The organism is Streptomyces chlorus, from assembly GCF_042655885.1.
GTDB lineage: Bacteria > Actinomycetota > Actinomycetes > Streptomycetales > Streptomycetaceae > Streptomyces > Streptomyces chlorus.
Window position 1 is genome coordinate 223,305 of sequence record NZ_JBHSOA010000014.1, and the last position, 18,014, is coordinate 241,318.

At 70.6% G+C, this 18,014-nt stretch carries 15 protein-coding genes, 2 pseudogenes and 1 riboswitch; of the genes and pseudogenes, 9 read left to right on the top strand and 8 right to left on the bottom strand.

Annotated features, from left to right (window positions below):
• Nucleotides 1–38: 38 nt before the first annotated feature.
• The gene (locus tag ACFPZI_RS08885; RefSeq protein ID WP_381360511.1) at nucleotides 39–1,544 is read right to left on the bottom strand and encodes an MFS transporter; all 1,506 of its coding nucleotides are present in this window, start codon (nucleotides 1,542–1,544) and stop codon (nucleotides 39–41) included.
• A 359-nt stretch (nucleotides 1,545–1,903) separates the two neighbouring features.
• Between ACFPZI_RS08885 and ACFPZI_RS08890 the strand changes: the two genes are divergently transcribed.
• On the top strand, nucleotides 1,904–2,263 hold the full coding sequence (locus tag ACFPZI_RS08890) for a hypothetical protein (protein WP_381360513.1): 360 nt from the start codon (nucleotides 1,904–1,906) through the stop codon (nucleotides 2,261–2,263).
• Between the two features lie 89 nt (nucleotides 2,264–2,352).
• Nucleotides 2,353–2,544, top strand: a pseudogene (locus tag ACFPZI_RS08895) (Uma2 family endonuclease); the annotation flags it as partial.
• Nucleotides 2,545–2,752: 208 nt separating this feature from the next.
• Here the strand turns inward: ACFPZI_RS08895 and groL are convergent.
• The 4 genes from groL to thrC all read right to left on the bottom strand — a co-directional run bounded on the left by groL (nucleotide 2,753) and on the right by thrC (nucleotide 7,138).
• Complete coding sequence (gene groL, locus ACFPZI_RS08900) at nucleotides 2,753–4,375, bottom strand: chaperonin GroEL (RefSeq protein WP_381360516.1); 1,623 nt, start codon at nucleotides 4,373–4,375, stop codon at nucleotides 2,753–2,755.
• Between the two features lie 384 nt (nucleotides 4,376–4,759).
• Nucleotides 4,760–4,963, bottom strand: coding sequence for a cold-shock protein (locus ACFPZI_RS08905; RefSeq protein ID WP_004986573.1), 204 nt, complete (start codon nucleotides 4,961–4,963; stop codon nucleotides 4,760–4,762).
• Nucleotides 4,964–5,394: 431 nt separating this feature from the next.
• The gene (locus ACFPZI_RS08910) at nucleotides 5,395–5,670 is read right to left on the bottom strand and encodes a MoaD/ThiS family protein (RefSeq protein WP_381360519.1); all 276 of its coding nucleotides are present in this window, start codon (nucleotides 5,668–5,670) and stop codon (nucleotides 5,395–5,397) included.
• Nucleotides 5,671–5,845: 175 nt separating this feature from the next.
• Nucleotides 5,846–7,138, bottom strand: a complete 1,293-nt coding sequence (gene thrC, locus ACFPZI_RS08915) for a threonine synthase (RefSeq protein WP_381360520.1) — start codon at nucleotides 7,136–7,138, stop codon at nucleotides 5,846–5,848.
• 18 nt (nucleotides 7,139–7,156) lie between these two features.
• Nucleotides 7,157–7,370, bottom strand: a riboswitch (SAM riboswitch).
• Between the two features lie 262 nt (nucleotides 7,371–7,632).
• Between thrC and ACFPZI_RS08920 the strand changes: the two genes are divergently transcribed.
• The 3 genes from ACFPZI_RS08920 (at nucleotide 7,633) to otsB (ending at nucleotide 11,459) form a co-directional block, all read left to right on the top strand.
• Complete coding sequence (locus tag ACFPZI_RS08920; RefSeq protein ID WP_381360643.1) at nucleotides 7,633–8,577, top strand: glucosyl-3-phosphoglycerate synthase; 945 nt, start codon at nucleotides 7,633–7,635, stop codon at nucleotides 8,575–8,577.
• 262 nt (nucleotides 8,578–8,839) lie between these two features.
• Nucleotides 8,840–10,255, top strand: coding sequence for an alpha,alpha-trehalose-phosphate synthase (UDP-forming) (locus ACFPZI_RS08925; RefSeq protein ID WP_381360523.1), 1,416 nt, complete (start codon nucleotides 8,840–8,842; stop codon nucleotides 10,253–10,255).
• A gap of 253 nt (nucleotides 10,256–10,508) precedes the next feature.
• Nucleotides 10,509–11,459: a trehalose-phosphatase gene (otsB, locus tag ACFPZI_RS08930; protein ID WP_381360526.1), complete on the top strand. Its 951-nt coding sequence runs from the start codon at nucleotides 10,509–10,511 to the stop codon at nucleotides 11,457–11,459.
• A gap of 100 nt (nucleotides 11,460–11,559) precedes the next feature.
• Here the strand turns inward: otsB and ACFPZI_RS08935 are convergent, their stop codons facing one another.
• Both ACFPZI_RS08935 and ACFPZI_RS08940 read right to left on the bottom strand, forming a co-directional pair.
• Entirely contained in the window at nucleotides 11,560–11,778 is a 219-nt protein-coding gene (locus ACFPZI_RS08935; protein ID WP_381360646.1) for a DUF3263 domain-containing protein, read from the bottom strand.
• Between the two features lie 239 nt (nucleotides 11,779–12,017).
• Nucleotides 12,018–12,374: a hypothetical protein gene (locus ACFPZI_RS08940; protein WP_461112218.1), complete on the bottom strand. Its 357-nt coding sequence runs from the start codon at nucleotides 12,372–12,374 to the stop codon at nucleotides 12,018–12,020.
• A gap of 67 nt (nucleotides 12,375–12,441) precedes the next feature.
• Here ACFPZI_RS08940 and ACFPZI_RS08945 point away from each other — a divergent pair, with 67 nt between their 5' ends.
• The 3 genes from ACFPZI_RS08945 (at nucleotide 12,442) to ACFPZI_RS08955 (ending at nucleotide 15,600) form a co-directional block, all read left to right on the top strand.
• Nucleotides 12,442–13,386, top strand: a complete 945-nt coding sequence (locus ACFPZI_RS08945; RefSeq protein WP_381360529.1) for an ROK family protein — start codon at nucleotides 12,442–12,444, stop codon at nucleotides 13,384–13,386.
• Complete coding sequence (gene nagA, locus ACFPZI_RS08950; protein WP_381360532.1) at nucleotides 13,386–14,558, top strand: N-acetylglucosamine-6-phosphate deacetylase; 1,173 nt, start codon at nucleotides 13,386–13,388, stop codon at nucleotides 14,556–14,558. The genes ACFPZI_RS08945 and nagA overlap by 1 nt, the downstream gene beginning before the upstream one ends.
• Nucleotides 14,559–14,670: 112 nt before the next feature.
• Nucleotides 14,671–15,600, top strand: a complete 930-nt coding sequence (locus ACFPZI_RS08955) for a 1-phosphofructokinase family hexose kinase (RefSeq protein WP_381360535.1) — start codon at nucleotides 14,671–14,673, stop codon at nucleotides 15,598–15,600.
• A gap of 863 nt (nucleotides 15,601–16,463) precedes the next feature.
• Here the strand turns inward: ACFPZI_RS08955 and ACFPZI_RS08960 are convergent.
• Nucleotides 16,464–16,817: a peptidase inhibitor family I36 protein gene (locus ACFPZI_RS08960; protein WP_381360538.1), complete on the bottom strand. Its 354-nt coding sequence runs from the start codon at nucleotides 16,815–16,817 to the stop codon at nucleotides 16,464–16,466.
• A gap of 271 nt (nucleotides 16,818–17,088) precedes the next feature.
• On the opposite strand from ACFPZI_RS08960, the pseudogene ACFPZI_RS08965 reads away from it, so the two are divergent.
• Nucleotides 17,089–17,784, top strand: a pseudogene (locus tag ACFPZI_RS08965) (Scr1 family TA system antitoxin-like transcriptional regulator).
• Nucleotides 17,785–18,014 lie beyond the last annotated feature (230 nt).

An 18,014-nucleotide genomic window follows, 5' to 3' on the forward strand; every position in this document is an offset into this window, starting at 1 on the left:
CCGCGCCCCCGTACCCCCGCGCCCCCGCAGCCCTGTGGCTACGCCTTGACTGCCGGAACCTCGGCGGACTCGGTCCCCGCCCCGGTCGAGCCCTTCGCGCTCTCCGCACGCGCCACGGTCGGACCCTCCGGGCGCCGGCGCGGGATGAAGGCCGCCACGACGAACCCGACGAGCGCGGCACCCGCGCCGAGCGCCAGCACCGTACGGAAGGCGTCCTCGGACGGCACCGCGAACGAACCGAGCCGCGTGGTCATCTGGGCCAGGACGACACCGGCGACGGCGCTGGCGACGGACGTGCCCAGGGACCGCATCAGGGTGTTGAGGCTGTTCGCGGAGCCCGTCTCGGAGGCGGGCACGGCACCCATGATGAGCGCGGGCATCGCCCCGTAGCAGAAGCCGATACCGGCGCCGATGACACAGGACGCCAGCACGAAGTGCCACACCTCGGCCATGAGGACGACGTTCAGCCCGTAGCCGACGGCGACGATCAGGGCGCCGATCATCAGCGTCACCTTCGGCCCCTTGGCGCGGGAGACAAGGGCGGAGACCGGGGCCAGCGCCATCATCACCAGGCCGGACGGGGCCATGACCAGGCCGGCCGTCAGCAGCGACTTGCCCAGGCCGTAGCCGGTCTGCTCCGGGAGCTGGAGCAGTTGCGGGATGACCAGGGACATGGAGAACATCGCGAAGCCGATCGCCACCGAGGCGGCGTTGGTCACCAGCACCTGGGGGCGGGCCGAGACCCGCAGGTCCACCAGCGGCTCGGTGACGCGCAGCTCGTAGGAGCCCCAGGCCACCAGGATGACGACGGCCACCGCGAACAGGCCGAGCGTGGTGCCGCTCCCCCAGCCCCAGTCGGCGCCCTTGGAGATCGCGAGCAGCAGGCACATCAGGCCGGCCGCCATCCCGATCGCGCCGGGTACGTCGAACCGGCCGCCGGTGCGCACCTTCGACTCCGGTACGAGGACGGCCACCAGGGCGAGCGCGACGACGCCGAGGGCCGCCGAGGTCCAGAACAGCGCGTGCCAGTCGAAGTTGTCGGCGATGAGCGCGGCGGCGGGCAGGCCGAGGGCGCCGCCGACACCGAGCGAGGCGCTGATCACCGCGGTCGCCGATCCCAGCCGCTCGGCGGGGAGTTCGTCGCGCAGGATGCTGATGCCGAGCGGGATCACACCGGACGCGAGGCCCTGCAGGGCACGGCCGACGATCATCGGGGTCAGGCTGTCGCTGAGTCCGGCGACCACGGAGCCGACGATCAGCATGCTCATGCTGAGCAGGAGCATGCGCCGCTTGCCGTACATGTCGCCGAGGCGCCCCATGACCGGGGTCGCGACGGCCGCGGCGAGCAGGGTCGCGGTGATGGCCCAGGCGGTGTCCGACGCCGAGGCGTTCAGGAACTTCGGCAGCTGTCCCACGATCGGGATGACCAGCGTCTGCATCAGCGAGACGACGATGCCGCCGAAGGCCAGGACGGCCACCACGGCGTTGGGTTTGGGCGGCGCGGATTCCCTGGCCTCGGCGGGCCGGATGGGTGCGTCGGACATGAGGGAGCTCTCCGTCGTGGCTCAGTTCTAATTGACTTGGGCAACCTTATAGAGCTTAATTGAGTTAAGCAAGTTAATACAGCCGGGCCTTTTGGTCTGTCTTGTCGCCATGAAACGGACACCTGGAGCAGGCCTGGAGCGGACCTGGAGGCCGAAGCGGGAAGCCACGCCGGAAGCCACACAGGGAGAAGAGGCGGGGAGCCGGCGCACACTCCCTGCGGGACGCGCGCGCCGGCTCCCCGCCTCCGGGGCTCAGCTCAACTCAGCGTCCTGAGCGACGCCGCGTCGTACGGCGCGAGCTCGTCGACGCGCCCGCGCTGTCGCTCTCCCAGGCCGACTGCACGCGACTCGCCCCGCTGGTGGCGGAGTGGTTCGCGCGCGGCGCCACCGATGAGACCGTACGCACCGCCCTCACCGCCGGCCTGCCCGCACCGGTGCACCACCCGGCCGCCCTGCTCCGCCGCCGCCTGACCGACAAGCTCCCGCCCGAGCCGCCCCCTGCCCCGGCTCAGCGCCCGCCCCTGCGGCTCCTGGAATGCGCGAAGTGCCGTACGCCGGGGCCTCCCGAGGCGCTACCGGGCGGCCTCTGCGGCGCGTGTCGGGGCGAACGCGCCCTCGCCCGCTCCCACACGCCCCTGTCCGTCACCACGGTCCAGGCCCGTGCGGCCGGGATCCGCGCTGCGATGTCCCAGAAACGACGCGAAAGGACACCCGTATGACGGCTCCTACGGTCCGGCGACACCACCCCGGGGCACGATGGAGGGAAGGAGGCGACGCCATGACCCGTGACACCGCTGAACGCCCGCAGATGTCCGTCGAGGACTTCGAGGAGCTCGTCCGCAGGGCTCCGAGGGAGATCCGCAACCGGCTGGAGTTCCTCGGCGGACGGCTGCGCATCCGGCACGGGCCGCTCGACGTCGACGAGTTCGAGGAGCTGGCCGAGGCCGCGCCCGAAACCGTGCGGCTCGAATACATCAACGGAAAATTGAAGTGCTCTCCCGGCTGAAGCCGGGAGAGCACTTCAACCCTGGGGGGCGACCGTCGAGCTTCCGCCCCCGGTGAGCATCACCCTCGACACCGAGAGGCTCAAGGACTACGCCGACTGAACCCCGCCGGTCCGAAGACGCCCGAGGGCGGCACCCCCTGCTGTGCAGGAAGTGCCGCCCTCGGTACCGACGGACCGGGTCCGAACCTGAGGTGAGTCAGGCTCAGAAGTCCATGTCACCGCCCGGCATGCCGCCCGGAGCGGCCGCGCCGGCCTTCTCCGGCTTGTCGGCGATGACGGCCTCGGTGGTCAGGAACAGCGCGGCGATCGACGCGGCGTTCTGCAGCGCGGAACGCGTCACCTTGGCCGGGTCGATGATGCCTTCCTTGACCAGGTCGACGTACTCGCCGGTCGCGGCGTTCAGACCGTGACCCGGGGTCAGGTTGCGCACCTTCTCCACCACGACACCGCCCTCGAGGCCGGCGTTCACGGCGATCTGCTTCAGCGGGGCCTCGAGCGCGATCTTCACGGCGTTGGCGCCGGTCGCCTCGTCACCCTCGAGCTCCAGCTTCTCGAACACCTGGGAGGCCTGGAGCAGGGCCACGCCGCCACCGGCGACGATGCCCTCCTCGACGGCCGCCTTCGCGTTGCGAACGGCGTCCTCGATGCGGTGCTTGCGCTCCTTGAGCTCGACCTCGGTGGCGGCACCGGCCTTGATGACCGCGACACCGCCGGCGAGCTTCGCCAGGCGCTCCTGCAGCTTCTCGCGGTCGTAGTCCGAGTCGCTGTTCTCGATCTCGGCGCGGATCTGGTTCACGCGGCCCTGGACCTGGTCGGCCGAGCCGGCACCGTCGACGATGGTGGTCTCGTCCTTGGTGATGACGACCTTGCGGGCCTTGCCCAGGAGGTCGACCGTGGCGTTCTCCAGCTTGAGGCCGACCTCCTCGGAGATGACCTCGCCGCCCGTGAGGATGGCGATGTCGCCGAGCATGGCCTTGCGGCGGTCGCCGAAGCCCGGGGCCTTGACCGCGACGGACTTGAAGGTGCCGCGGATCTTGTTGACGACCAGGGTCGACAGGGCCTCGCCTTCGACGTCCTCGGCGATGATCAGCAGCGGCTTGCCCGACTGCATGACCTTCTCCAGGAGCGGCAGCAGGTCCTTGACGTTGCCGATCTTGGAGTTGGCGATCAGGATGTACGGGTCGTCGAGCGACGCCTCCATACGCTCCATGTCGGTGGCGAAGTACGCCGAGATGTAGCCCTTGTCGAAGCGCATACCCTCGGTGAGCTCCAGTTCCAGACCGAAGGTCTGGGACTCCTCGACGGTGATGACGCCTTCCTTGCCGACCTTGTCCATGGCCTCGGCGATGAGCTCGCCGATCTGGGTGTCGGCGGCGGAGATGGAGGCCGTGGAGGCGATCTGCTCCTTGGTCTCGACGTCCTTCGCCTGCTCCAGCAGGGCACCGGAGACGGCCTCGACGGCCTTCTCGATACCGCGCTTGAGGGCCATCGGGTTGGCGCCGGCGGCTACGTTACGCAGGCCCTCCTTGACCAGGGCCTGGGCGAGAACGGTCGCGGTGGTCGTACCGTCACCGGCGACGTCGTCCGTCTTCTTGGCGACTTCCTTGACCAGCTCGGCGCCGATCTTCTCGTACGGGTCCTCGAGCTCGATCTCCTTGGCGATGGACACACCATCGTTGGTGATCGTGGGAGCGCCCCACTTCTTCTCGAGGACGACGTTGCGGCCCTTGGGGCCGAGCGTCACCTTGACGGCGTCCGCGAGCTGGTTCATGCCGCGCTCGAGGCCGCGCCGTGCCTCCTCGTCGAACGCGATGATCTTGGCCATGTGAAGTGGTCCCTCCAGGACTGGGGGTGATGACTCCAGGACCGCGCCCGCGCCCGCGACGGACGGCTCACAGACCCGGTGGTTCCTTGCTCCACCGGCCCGCGGGCCTCACCGACCCGGTCCTTACGTTGTCACTCTCACCTTCAGAGTGCTAACGCAATGATTAGCACTCGACCCATGCGAGTGCAAGCGCCTTCGAGGATCGGCAGGCCACTCAGCCACCCGCGAACACCCCGGACAAGACGGACAGCGGGGCGGACACGCCCCCGGGGGCGAGCGGCGGGACGGGCCCGGGGCAAGGCGAAGGGCTCGTGTCCCCGGGGTGACCCCGGGGACACGAGCCCTTCGCCGGCAGGAAAATTCTCGTGGTTGCTGGTAGCGCGTTCAGGCGGTGACGCGAACCATGTCGGCCTGCGGGCCTTTCTGGCCCTGCGAGATCTCGAACTCGACCCGCTGGCCCTCTTCAAGGGTGCGGTAGCCGTCCATCTGGATCGCGCTGTAGTGGACGAAAACATCCGCACCACCGTCGACCGCGATGAAGCCGTACCCCTTCTCCGCGTTGAACCACTTGACGGTGCCCTGAGCCATGCCTAACTCCCCTATTACTGGCCCTTGCACAGATCCGCACTTCGCGGATCCGGGTCAGACCTCACTCCCCAAACGGTTGGGGGCGTGCGCCGGAACGCGTCGACCGCGGCTGAATGTATCTGCCCAACTGCCCTCTGCAACAGGTCAATCGGACGAGAAATCTCGACGTCGCCGGTCCGGAATGTGACGGGAATTCACCCGATTTCAGGGCAAGTCAGACCGGGCAAACGCCACAAAAGCCGCAGAAATGGCCCAGACTTTGGCTACATCCAGTCGGGCGGGCGGCAGGAATTAATGGTTCCCGATGGGGAAATCGGGACCGTGTTCCCCGACTCTATCGTGTTCAACCCCACGGAATTGCCCCCTCCGCTTCTCTCACGGAGGGGGCAATTCGATGGACGCTCAGTAAGGGTGATTACCGAAGGTAATGATCAGCCGCCGGCGACGGCCGGGATGATCGACACACCCACACCGTCCGGGGTCGCGGTGTCCAGGCCCTGCTCGAAGCGGACGTCGTCGTCGTTGACGTAGACGTTGACGAAGCGGCGCAGCTTGCCCTGGTCGTCGAGGACCCTGGCGGCGATCCCGGTGTGGTTCTTCTCCAGGTCGGCGATGACGTCGCCGAGAGTGGCACCCTCGGCGCCGACCTCGGCCTTGCCGCCGGTGTAGGTGCGCAGGATGGTGGGGATGCGAACGGTCACGCTCATGCGACTTGACCTCCAGTAACGATGAAGATTCTCTACGTTTCGGCCGCCGGGCCGGCGGCTTCGGCCTGTGGAGCCTGCGCAGGACCCCGGCTTGGATGCGTCCCGGGGCAGCCCTGCCGTGAAACGGGAAGCCCACCGGCCGACCGCCGGCCTCCTCCGGGCTCCGAAGAGGGGGTCAGGCGAGGCCGGCCTCTCGGAACGACTCCAGGCTGGGACGGATGGTCGCGGTCAGACCGGTGTCGGCCACCGCGTCCAGCGTCTTGAGACCGTCGCCGGTGTTGAGCACGACGGTGGTCAGGGCCGGGTCCAGGTCGCCGTTCTCGATCAGCTTCTTCGTGACGCCGACGGTCACGCCGCCCGCGGTCTCGGCGAAGATGCCCTCGGTCCGGGCGAGCAGCCTGATGGCCTCCACGACCTGCTCGTCCGTCACGTCCTCCACCGCGCCGCCGGTGCGGCGCGCGATGTCCAGGACGTACGGGCCGTCGGCGGGGTTGCCGATGGCGAGCGACTTGGCGATGGTCTTCGGCTTCTGCGGCCGGACGACGTCGTGGCCCGCCTTGTACGCGGTCGACACCGGTGAGCAGCCCTCCGCCTGGGCACCGAAGATCTTGTACGGCTTGTCCTCGACGAGGCCGAGCTCGATCAGCTCCCGCAGCCCCTTGTCGATCTTCGTGAGCTGTGAGCCGGAGGCGATGGGGATGACGATCTGGTCGGGCAGCCGCCAGCCGAGCTGCTCGCAGATCTCGTACGCGAGGGTCTTGGAGCCCTCGGCGTAGTACGGCCGCAGGTTGACGTTGACGAAGCCCCAGCCCTCGCCGGCCGGGTCGCCGATCAGCTCGGAGCAGAAGCGGTTCACGTCGTCGTAGTTGCCCTCGATGCCGATGAGCTCCCCGCCGTAGACGGCGGCCATGACGACCTTGCCCTGCTCCAGGTCGTGCGGGATGAACACGCAGGAGCGCAGGCCGGCGCGGGCGGCGGCGGCGCCGACGGCACCGGCGAGGTTGCCCGTGGAGGAGCAGGAGAGGGTGGTGAAGCCGAAGGCGCGGGCGGCCTCCAGGGCCTGGGCGACGACCCGGTCCTTGAAGGAGTGCGTCGGGTTGCCGGAGTCGTCCTTGACGTACAGGCCGCCGGTGACGCCGAGTTCGCGGGCGAGGTTGTCGGCCTGGACGAGCTTGGTCCAGCCGGGGTTGATGTTCGGCTTGGTCGCCACGTCGGCGGGGACGGGCAGCAGGGGCGCGTAGCGCCAGATGTTCGCGGGGCCCGCTTCGATGCGCCGGCGCAGTTCCTCGGTGTCGTAGCCCGAGAAGTCGTAGGCGATCTCCAGCGGGCCGAAACACTCCTGGCAGGCGAAGACGGGACCGAGCGGTACGCGGTGGCCGCACTCGCGGCAGGACAGCGCGACGGCGGGTCCGAGATCGACCGAGGGCTCGGCGGATTCCGTGGTGCTTTCAACAGTCTGCACAGCCATGTGAGGCGAGGCCCTTTCTCCTCATCTTCCTCACGACGCATCTCGCCGTGAGACGGATTTGGCACCTTCCCTAGCCGGGAGCCTCGCGAGAACGATCAGCGACGCGATCCACGCGCTGGGCGGCGGACGCCGCAATGCGCTGTGATCGTCGATCGACGGTGATCTACGAGAACCGGCTGGAGGGTTGCCGGGGCTTCATCGGGCCGTTTCCCTCTGCCCCTCTGGATGAGCTGTATGCAGTTGTGTCGTGCGGTTGTGGGTCGTGCGGTCATACGGCGCGGACGAGGACCGGAGAGGGTCGTGACCCCCGATGTACGGGGTTCATCCGCGTTGTTCAAGACTGTAACCGAAGGCCAGGACGGTGGAGAGAGCACGTCCGAACCGCGAGACGGGTCACAGGGGCATGGATCACAGGGGTACGGGCCGCAGGGGTACGGGCCGCAGGAGTATGGACCAGAGGGGTTATGGACCGCAGAGGTGAGGAGCCGTCGACCGTGCTGGAAGAAGTCGAGCGCTGGCTGGCCGACCGCTCCTGGTCCGTGACCGACCGCCCGACGCACCGCCTCCTGGCCGCGAAACGCGCCACGGGACAGACGGTGAGCGTGGTGCTGCCCGCGCTCAACGAGGAGGCCACGGTCGGCGGGATCGTCACGGCGATCCGGCAGGAGCTGATGCTGCGGGTCCCGCTGGTCGACGAGATCGTGGTCGTGGACTCCGGCTCGACCGACCGCACGTCCCAGGCGGCCGCCTCGGCGGGTGCGACCGTGGTGCACCGGGACACGATCCTGCCCCGCATCCCCGCCGTGCCCGGCAAGGGCGAGGTGTTGTGGCGCTCCCTGCTGGTCACCCGGGGGGACATCGTCTGCTTCGTCGACGCGGACCTCAGGGAGTTCTCCGCCGACTTCGTCTCCGGCATCGTCGGCCCTCTGCTCACCGAGCCGGACGTGCAACTGGTGAAGGCCATGTACGACCGGCCCCTGGGCTCCGCGGCCGGCCAGGGGGGCAGGGTCACGGAGCTGATGGCGCGCCCGCTGCTCAACCTGCACTGGCCGCGGCTGGCCGGCTTCGTGCAGCCGCTCGGCGGCGAGTACGCGGCCCGCCGCTCGCTCCTGGAGCGGCTGCCCTTCCCCGTCGGCTACGGCGTCGAGCTGGGCATGCTGATCGACTCCCTGCACCTGGTGGGCCTGGACGCCCTCGCCCAGGTCGACGTCGGCGTCCGCAAGCACCGCCACCAGGACGGCCAGGCCCTCGGCCGCATGGCCGCCGCGATCTACCGCACCGCCCACCTCCGCCTGGCCCGCGGCCATCTGATATGCCCCGCGCTCACCCAGTTCGAGCGGATCGGCAACACCTTCGCACCTCGTACGTACTCGGTGGATACGGAGGAACGGCCGCCCATGGCGGAGATCGCGGAGTACCGGGCACGGAAGGTGGCGTAAGCACGCTCGCCGCGTGGCAAGAACTTCCGCCACGCGGCGTCAACGTGTGCGCCACACCGCATAGGGCCCGTGACGCCAGGGCGCCTCCTCATACCCTCGCATCGTGCGTTTGAGCGCATCAGCGACGGGCTAGGTTGAGGCGTGTGACTCCGCTCCCTGCCTGAAGGAAGGGGCTTCCCATCCAAGGATTGCGGTCCAGCCCGAACCGATCCCATAGGGGACAAAGGGGAAATAGCATGCGCAAGGAGATCGGGTGAGGCGTATGGCTTCCACGCAGGCTGGTCAGGGTGCTCAGGTGCTGGTCGCGTCGAACCGCGGCCCCGTTTCGTACGCGGTGGACGAGGACGGTTCGCTGCGGGCCAGACGAGGTGGCGGCGGGCTGGTGTCCGGACTGTCGGCGATCGGGCCGGACGCGGGCGCGCTGTGGGTGTGCTCGGCACTGTCCGACGGCGACCGCGAGGCCGTGCGGCGCGGGGTCGGCGAGGACGGCGTGCGGATGCTGGACATCCCCGCGGACGTGCACGCCGACGCGTACAACGGCATCGCGAACTCGGTGCTGTGGTTCGTGCACCACATGCTGTACCAGACACCACTGGAGCCCGTCTTCGACGCGGAGTTCCGCCGGCAGTGGGCGTCCTACGAGGCCTACAACCGGGCGTTCGCCGAGGCGCTGGCCGAGGAGGCGGCCCAGGGGGCCGCGGTCGTGGTGCAGGACTACCACCTGACGCTGGTTCCGGGGCTGCTCCGGGAGCTCCGCCCCGACCTGCGCATCGGCCACTTCTCGCACACTCCGTGGGCCCCGCCGGAGTACTTCCGGATGCTGCCCGACGACATCGCCGGGCAGGTGCTGCGCGGGATGCTGGGCGCGGACCGGCTCGGCTTCCTGACCCGGCGTTGGGCGGACGCCTTCACCGCGTGCTGCGAGCGGTTCGCGGGCGGGCTCGGGGAGACCGCGATCGGGGTGCACGGGCTGGGCGCCGACGCGGAGTTCCTGCGCGGCCGCGCGCACGAGGCGGACGTCGAGGAACGGATCGTCGCGCTCCGCGAGGAGATCGGCACGGCTCCCGACGGGACCGCGCGCAAGGCCATCGTCCGGGTCGACCGGACCGAGCTGTCGAAGAACATCGTGCGCGGCCTGCTCGCGTACCGGCAGCTCCTCGACGACCGCCCCGAGTGGCGCGAACGGGTCGTGCACGTCGCCTTCGCCTATCCCTCCCGGCAGGACCTCGCCGTGTACCGCGCCTACACGGCCGAGGTGCAGCGGGTCGCCGAGGAGATCAACGAGCGGTACGGGACACCGGGCTGGCGGCCCGTCGTCCTGCACGTCAAGGACGACTTCGCGCGCTCCCTGGCCGCGTACCGGCTGGCCGACGTGGCCCTGGTCAACCCCATCCGGGACGGGATGAACCTGGTCGCCAAGGAGATTCCGATCCTGTCCGACGGGGGCTGCGCGCTGGTGCTGTCCCGGGAGGCGGGCGCGTACGAGGAACTGGGCGAGGACGCGATCGCCGTCAACCCGTACGACGTGGTCGACACGGCGCGGGCCCTGCACGAAGGGCTCACGATGCGCCCGGAGGAGCGGACCGAGCGCGCCAAACGCCTGACCGAGGCGGCGACGGCGCTGCCGCCTCAGCAGTGGTTCCTGGAGCAACTGAACGCGCTGCGCGGGGAAGAATAGGACCTTTTGTTCGAGTCGGACCGGACCAGGGCGCGGGGTCCGGTGCTGCCGTGCGTCGCACAGCGGAGGCGGGAGCCGAGCCGGAACCCCGGCGACCGACGACAACGCGGCGAGGTGCGGTGCCGGGGCCCGCGAGCCCGGCACGACCCGAACGACAGGCCCTCGCACCGGCCGCTCCCGCCCGCCGTCCCCGCCGACCTGGATGGCCGGTCACGTATGCGTGCGGACGGGTGGGCGTGGATAGGTTGGCGGTATGGGCAGCCCTACGGACTCCACAGACCCGAACGCCACGCACTCCGACGCCTCCGACTCCGACGCCTCCGGCGTCCCTGATGCCGGCGGCGCGAACGCCTCCGCCGCCCTGCCGGTGCCCGCCACGCGGGCCGGGCGGGACGGGCTCGACGCGCTGCTCGCGCGGCCGGGGAAGGCGCTGATCGCCCTCGACTTCGACGGGACGCTCTCGCCGATCGTGCCCGACCCCGAGCAGGCCCGCGCCCATCCCGGCGTGGTGCGCGCGCTCGCCGCGCTCGCCCCCCAGGTGGCCTCCGTGGCGGTGATCACCGGCCGCCCGCCCGCGGTCGCGGTGCGGCACGGCGGCTTCGTGGACGTCCCCGGTCTGGAGCACCTCGTCGTCCTCGGCCACTACGGCGCCGAGCGCTGGGACGCCGCCACCGGTGACATCACCGCGCCCGCCCCGCACCCCGGGGTCGCCGCCGTCCGCGCGGAACTGCCGGGGCTGCTCGACCGGGCCGGCGCCCCGGAGGGCACCTGGACCGAGGAGAAGGGCCGCGCGGTGGCCGTCCACACCCGCAGGACCGCCGACCCCCAGGCCGCCCTCGAGGCGCTGCGCGAGCCGCTGACCGGCCTGGCACAGCGGCACGGGCTGGTCGTCGAGCCCGGCCGCATGGTCCTGGAGCTGCGTCCGCCGGGCATGGACAAGGGCGTCGCCCTGACACAGTACGCCCGCGAGATCGGCGCCGGGTCCGTCCTCTACGCGGGGGACGACCTGGGCGACCTCCCCGCCTACGCCGCCGTCGACGGACTCCGCTCGGACGGCGTTCCCGGTGTGCTGGTGTGCAGCGGCAGCGACGAGGTCACGGAGCTACGGGAACGCGCGGACGTGGTGGTCGACGGCCCCGAGGGGGTCGTCCACCTGCTCGGGGCGCTGGCGCGGGCCCTGGCCCCGCGGAACCGACCGACCTGACCGGCCAACCGACCGACCAACCAACCGACCTGACCGGCCGACCAACCTGACCGGCCGGCACCACCGGCCGGCGACGGCCGCCCCCGCCGACGGCCCGCGTTCAGCGTTCCGTGCGGCGGGACTCGCGGACGCGTCTGAGCCGGTTCACGGTGACCGGGTCGTGGGCCAGGGCGCGGGGGTCGTCGAGCAGGGCGTTGAGGAGCTGGTAGTAGCGCACCGGGGCCAGGCCCAGCTCCTCGCGGATCGCCCGCTCCTTCGCGCCGGGGCCGAGGAAGCCGCGGCGCTCCAGCGCGATGATGTCCCGCTCACGCCGCGCCAGCCGCTCCCGCTCCTGCCCCTGTTCCCGCTCCCGCTCCTGTTCCTGCCCCTGTTCCCGCTCCTGCCCCTGTTCCTGTTCCTGTTCCTGCCCCTGTTCCTGTTCCTGCCCCTGTTCCTGTTCCTGCCCCTGTTCCCGCTCCCGCCCCTGTTCCCGCCCCTCGTCCATGCCTCGGCTCTGGTCCATACCCGCACGGTAACCGCCGCCGCTGACAGCCGGTCCGCAGGCGGCGGGCATGTGCCCTACCGCGCGCTCTCCGCGCGGGTGGCGGTCGCCTGGAGTCCGCCCAGCACGCCCTCGGGGCTGCCCTTCGGGGTCACGGCCTTGCCGATCCGCTGCTTGATGGCCGCGTTGACGTCGGCCCAGGAGGTGTTGCCGACCGGATAGAGCTCCGCGGTCGGCAACCGGTCGAGGAAGAGCTGGAGCTTCTTGTCCTCCGCGGACTCGTCCATCACGCGGGACGCGGAGGTGGTGACCGGCAGCGGGTCGTACTCGCGGGAGAATCCGAGCCGCTCGTCCTCGCCAAGCTCCGCCGCCGCGCTGTTTTCCGCCCCAACTCCGGTGCTCCGCGCCATCCACTCCGAAATGTTTCCGATCATCGGATCAAGGTCTCCACCACGTAAGTGGACTAGACCTCTTGCGGGTCCCGGGGTCACACTGTCCCCCGTGGAACATGTCATCGCCCTCGATGTGGGCGGCACCGGGATGAAGGCCGCCCTGGTCGGAGCGGACGGCACACTGCTGCACCGGGCCCGCCGGGCCACCGCGCGCGAGCGCGGTCCGGACGCGGCCGCCGCCGGAATCCTGGACTTCGCCGCCGACCTCCGCGCCCACGGCGCCGAGCACCTCGGCGAGCCCGCGTCCGCCGCCGGCCTCGCCGTCCCCGGCATCGTCGACGAGACGCGGGGCGTCGCCGTCTACTCCGCCAACCTCGGCTGGCGCGACCTCCCGTTGCGCTCGCTGCTCGCAAAGCGGCTCGGCGGCATCCCGGTCGCCCTCGGCCACGACGTCCGCACCGGCGGGCTCGCCGAGGGCCGCATCGGGGCGGGCCGGGGCGCCGACCGGTTCCTGTTCGTGGCGCTGGGCACCGGCATCGCGGGCGCCATCGGCATCGACGGCCGGGTGGAGGCGGGCGCGCACGGCTTCGCGGGCGAGATCGGCCACATCGTCGTACGGCCCGGGGGCGCCCCCTGTCCGTGCGGTCAGCGCGGCTGCCTGGAGCGGTACGCGTCCGCGGCGGCGGTCGGCGAGGCGTGGGCGGCGGCCTGCGGCGACCCGGGCGCGGACGCGGCCCACTGCGCCAGGGCCGTGGCGTCGGGCGACGTACGGGCCCGGAAGGTCTGGCAGGAGGCGGTCGAGGCGCTCGCCGACGGGCTGGTCACCGCGCTCACCCTGCTGGACCCCCGCACCCTGATCATCGGTGGCGGGCTGGCCGAGGCGGGGGAAACCTTGTTCACACCGCTGCGGGAGGCCGTCCTGCGGCGGGTCACCTTCCAGAAACTTCCGTCCCTGGTCCCCGCGGCCCTCGGGGACACCGCCGGATGCCTGGGCGCGGGACTTCTCGCCCGGGATCTCCTCACCGCCACTGACCCCTCGGAGGTAACCACCTGATGGCCCCCGCCAAGGTTCTCACCGGTGCCCGGGTGGTACTGCCCACCGGGACCGTGGACAACGGCCGCGTGACCGTGGAGGGCACCCGGATCGTCGCCACGGCCCCCGCGAACGCCTCCTCCGACGTCCCCGGGAACGTCGTCGAAACGCTCGACCTGACCGGGCACTGGCTGGTGCCCGGCTTCGTCGACCTCCACAACCACGGCGGCGGCGGCGCGTCCTTCCCCTCCGGGACCGTCGACGAGGTCCTCAAGGGCATCCACACCCACCGCCTGCACGGCACCACCACCCTGGTCGCCTCGACCGTCACCGGCGACATGGACGTCCTCGTCCGGCGCGCGGGCCTGCTGGCGGAGCTGGCCGAACAGGGCGACATCGCCGGCATCCACTTCGAGGGCCCGTTCATCTCGCCGTGCCGCAAGGGCGCGCACTCCGAGGAACTGCTGCGCGACCCCGACCCGGCGGAGGTCCGCAAACTGATCGACGCCGCCCACGGCCGGGCGAAGATGGTCACCCTCGCCACCGAACTGCCCGGCGGCCTCGACTCCGTACGCCTGCTGGCCGAACACGGCGTGATCGCGGCCGTCGGCCACACCGACGCGACGTACGAGCAGACCGTGGCGGCCATCGACGCGGGCGCCACGGTCGCCACCCACCTGTTCAACGCGATGCCGGCGCTCGGCCACCGTGCCCCCGGCCCGATCACCGCCCTGCTGGAGGACGAGCGGGTCACGGTCGAGCTGATCAACGACGGCACCCATCTGCACCCGGCCGCCCTCCAGTTGGCGTTCCACCACGCAGGGCCCGGACGGGTGGCGTTCGTCACGGACGCGATGGACGCGGCCGGTTTCGGCGACGGCCGCTACCTGCTCGGCCCGCTGGAGGTCGAGGTTGCGGACGGTGTGGCCCGGCTGGTGGAGGGCGGCTCCATCGCGGGGTCGACGCTCACCCTGGACCGCGCCCTCAAGCGGGCGGTGACCGTCGACGGGCTGCCCGTCGAGCACGCGGTCGCGGCCCTGTCCGCCAACCCGGCCCGGCTGCTGGGCATGGACGACAGGATCGGCTCCCTGGAACCCGGGAAGGACGCCGACCTCGTGGTCCTCGACGCGGACTTCACCCTCAAGGGCGTGATGCGCCGGGGGGAATGGGTGGTCGCTCCCCAACTGGGCTGATCCGTCCCCCTGTCGGGTCCTCGCCGGGAAGCGGGTGCCCGACCGGGGGGTGGGCCGACCGCCGTCTCTTTGGCATGATCGGGGGCCGGAATGACGGAGGGAGGCCCGCCCGGTGATCCTCACGGTGACACTGAACACCGCTCTCGACATCACCTATCGCGTCCCCGCCCTGCGCCCGGACGCCTCCCACCGGGTCACCGAGGTGACCGAACGCCCCGGCGGCAAAGGCGTCAACGTGGCCAGGGTGCTCGCCGCCCTCGGCCACGAGGTGACGGTCACCGGCTTCACCGGCGGTCTCACCGGACGGCTCCTGCGCGAGAGGCTCACCGCGATACCGGGCCTGACGGACGCGCTGCTCCCGGTGTCCGGCACGACCCGGCGCACCACAGCCGTGGTCGACGAACGCTCCGGCACCACCACTCAGCTCAACGAGCCCGGCCCGGTCGTCTCCCACGCCGAGTGGCACGCCTTCCAGGAGGTCTACGAGAACCTGCTGGAGGGAGTTTCCGCAGTGGCCCTGTGCGGCAGCCTGCCCCCGGGCGTCCCGGTCGGCGCCTACGCGGGACTGATCCGCACCGCCCGCGCCGCCAAGGTCCCCGTCCTCCTCGACACCAGCGGGACACCGCTGCGCCGCGGCATCGCCGGACGCCCCGACATCCTCAAGCCGAACGCCGAGGAACTGGCCGAACTCACCGGCTCCCACGATCCGTTGCGCGCCACCCAGGACGCCCGCCGGCGCGGCGCCGGCGCGGTGGTCGCCTCCCTGGGCCCGGACGGGCTGCTCGCGGTGACTCCCGAGGGCCACTGGCGCGCCACACCGCCGGCCCGCCTGCGCGGCAACCCCACCGGCGCCGGCGACTCCCTGGTCGCGGGCCTGCTGTCGGGCCTGGTGAAACACCTGCCGTGGCCGGACCGCCTCGCCCGAGCGGTCGCGTTGTCGGCGGCGACGGTACTGGCGCCGGTTGCAGGCGAGTTCGACCGGGAGGCTTACAAGGAACTGCTCGGGCGGGTGGTGATCACAGGGGAGGTCAGCGCGGCCTGAGGCATGCCCTGCGCAGGTGTCGAGGACCGCCCTCCGGGCGAGCGACCATCAGGCACCCACGGCCGCCGAGAGAGACCGGCCGAACCGCGGCTGTTCCTCCGGCGGTCGCTGCTTGCCGCTTGTCGAATCGCAGGTCAGGGCACGTGTACGACCCACACGAAGCTCTGGGGACTCCTGCGCACGGTGCGAGGGCGACTAGCGACAAGAGAGCCGGCGACGCACCCTGGAACAGCGGGAGCCGTAGGCGAGCCATAGGGCCACTGACACCCATCCGGCGCGAGTCAACCCGCCCCCCGAACCATGTTCGACCGCGAGAGGCCCCGTAGGAACGCTCCGTGATGGAAGTTTCCGTCTCCGCGCGCACGCACAGAGGGGCCGCCGGAAACCGGAAAACCAGCGACTAAACGTGACAGAGGCAGGGCCAAGAAGGAGCAGCCTACGGCCGCGCATCTCTGGGCTCGCGATGGTCGCGCGCCGCAGCCGCCCATGGCGAGCGCCGTGCAAGGCTGCGGCGCTCTGTGTACGTGGGGACGGCAGTCCAGGGAGGCGGATCCGCCCGCCCCCGCTTGGAAGGCCGTCGCGGGAGCCTTCCAAGGGGCAGGCGGCAAACATGGGGTAGGCGCCGTCGGCCCCTCCCGCCCTGGACGGCTCCCAGGGCTCTTCAGAAGGGGGCAGGCGGCCGTGCGTACCGCCAGCCTCCCCCTCTGAAGAGCAATCCCTCAGCCATCCTGGAGAGTTGAGGGAAAACAGCGTCCGCGGCGTCCGCCGGAATTCCCTCACCGCCTCTGGTCTGCACCGTTCCTGTGGACGCTAAAAATGTTTAGCGTTCGCCAGGGTCCGGGCGCGCCCGGTTACCAAGAGCCTTATTTTGCGTAGACCTCAATCCCCGTAACGGTGCCGGGGTTGTCCGAGTAGGTGCCCGGCTGCAGAGTGACCAGCTTGGTGCCGACGCCGCAGCCGGTGCCGGGGGTGATCTTCCAGAACTCTATTTTATAGGACGTTTGGTTCGAGACGGACTTGGCAGTCTTGAAGGGGTAACAGCCGGGCGTTACAGACATGACGGTCCTGGTTCCAGTCCTGTTCGCCCCCGACCATCCGCAGACGTTCCCCTTCGTACAGGTATTGGGGTCAGCCGCCGCAGCTGGCGTGACAAAGGTGCCGCCCAGCAGCGCACCGGCCAAAGCCACCGTCGTCAGGCTTTTCTTGAGCATGCTCATACGAAGCTCCCTGCATTTCTTGATCAACAGATATTGGGACGGTAGCCCCGGGGGTGCGGCTTCACCAGCACTTAACGCGTCATCAACTGGCAAGTTTTATATGGCGCTTGGGCCAAAATCCGTCTCTCCTTCGTCGAGCGTGCAGGCCGCCCGCGAGGCGCTCGCCGCGCGCTTGCAGCACCTGCGCAAGGACGCCGCCTTCACCGGGAAGGGACTTTCCGCCCGGTGCGGCTGACACCCGGCGAAAACCACCAGGAGCCAGAAGGACGAGATCCCGCCCTCGGACGCGGACATCCATACCTGGTGTTCGGCCTGCGGTGCCGACGAGCAGGCCGAAGACCTGATCGCCACCGCCCGCGCGGTCGACTCGGTGATCTGGAGTGGCGGCGCCTGCACCACACCGGCAGGCGCAAGGTCCAAGAAGGCTGGAACGCCCTCCACGAGCGCACCCGCGTCTGCCGGGTCCACGTCTCCAACGTGCCGCCCGGCTTCTTCCACGGGCTCCCTGCTTCGCCACGGCCCTCATGAAACGGATCACCGCCTTTCAGGGCGCGCCCCCAGCGACATCTCCGAAGCGGTCGCCGCCCGCGTCGCGCGGCTCCCGGTTCCTGTGCGAGGGCGGCCACCGCTACGTCGTCCTCATGGCGGAATCCGTCCTGCGCCACCGCACCGCCGACCCCGACGCCACGAAGGGGCGGCTGCGCCACCTCCTGGCCTTGACGCCCCTCGCGTCCGTTTCCCTCGGGATCAACCTGTTCACCGCGCAGCACACTGTGTGGCCGCTGGAGGCGTCCTACCCCCACGGCGACGTCCAGGCCGTGGGGGAGACCCTGACGGCAGAGATCAAGGTGATGCAGCCGCGCGAACTCGCCGAATACGCCAAGGCGTTCACCGGCCTCGCGGGGATGGCGTGTACAGCGACGCCTCACCCGCTCTCATCCAGGCCGCAATTGACGCCCTCGGGTGAACCTCCGCAATCTCGTTGAAGAACGGCTCGTCGCCTCCGTAACGTCAAACAACACCGACGCACCAGTAAACGCTCGGGAACGCAGAAGAGACCGCCCCGGGCCCGGCGTGGGGCAGGGTGGCCTCTTCACCTGTCTCCAGCAGCCTGCGGAAAGCGCGCAACGGTGCGGGAGCTCCCGGCGGTCGTCGCGCGCGAGCGTAGCGAGCTGTCAAGGTTCGCGGCCGTAGGCC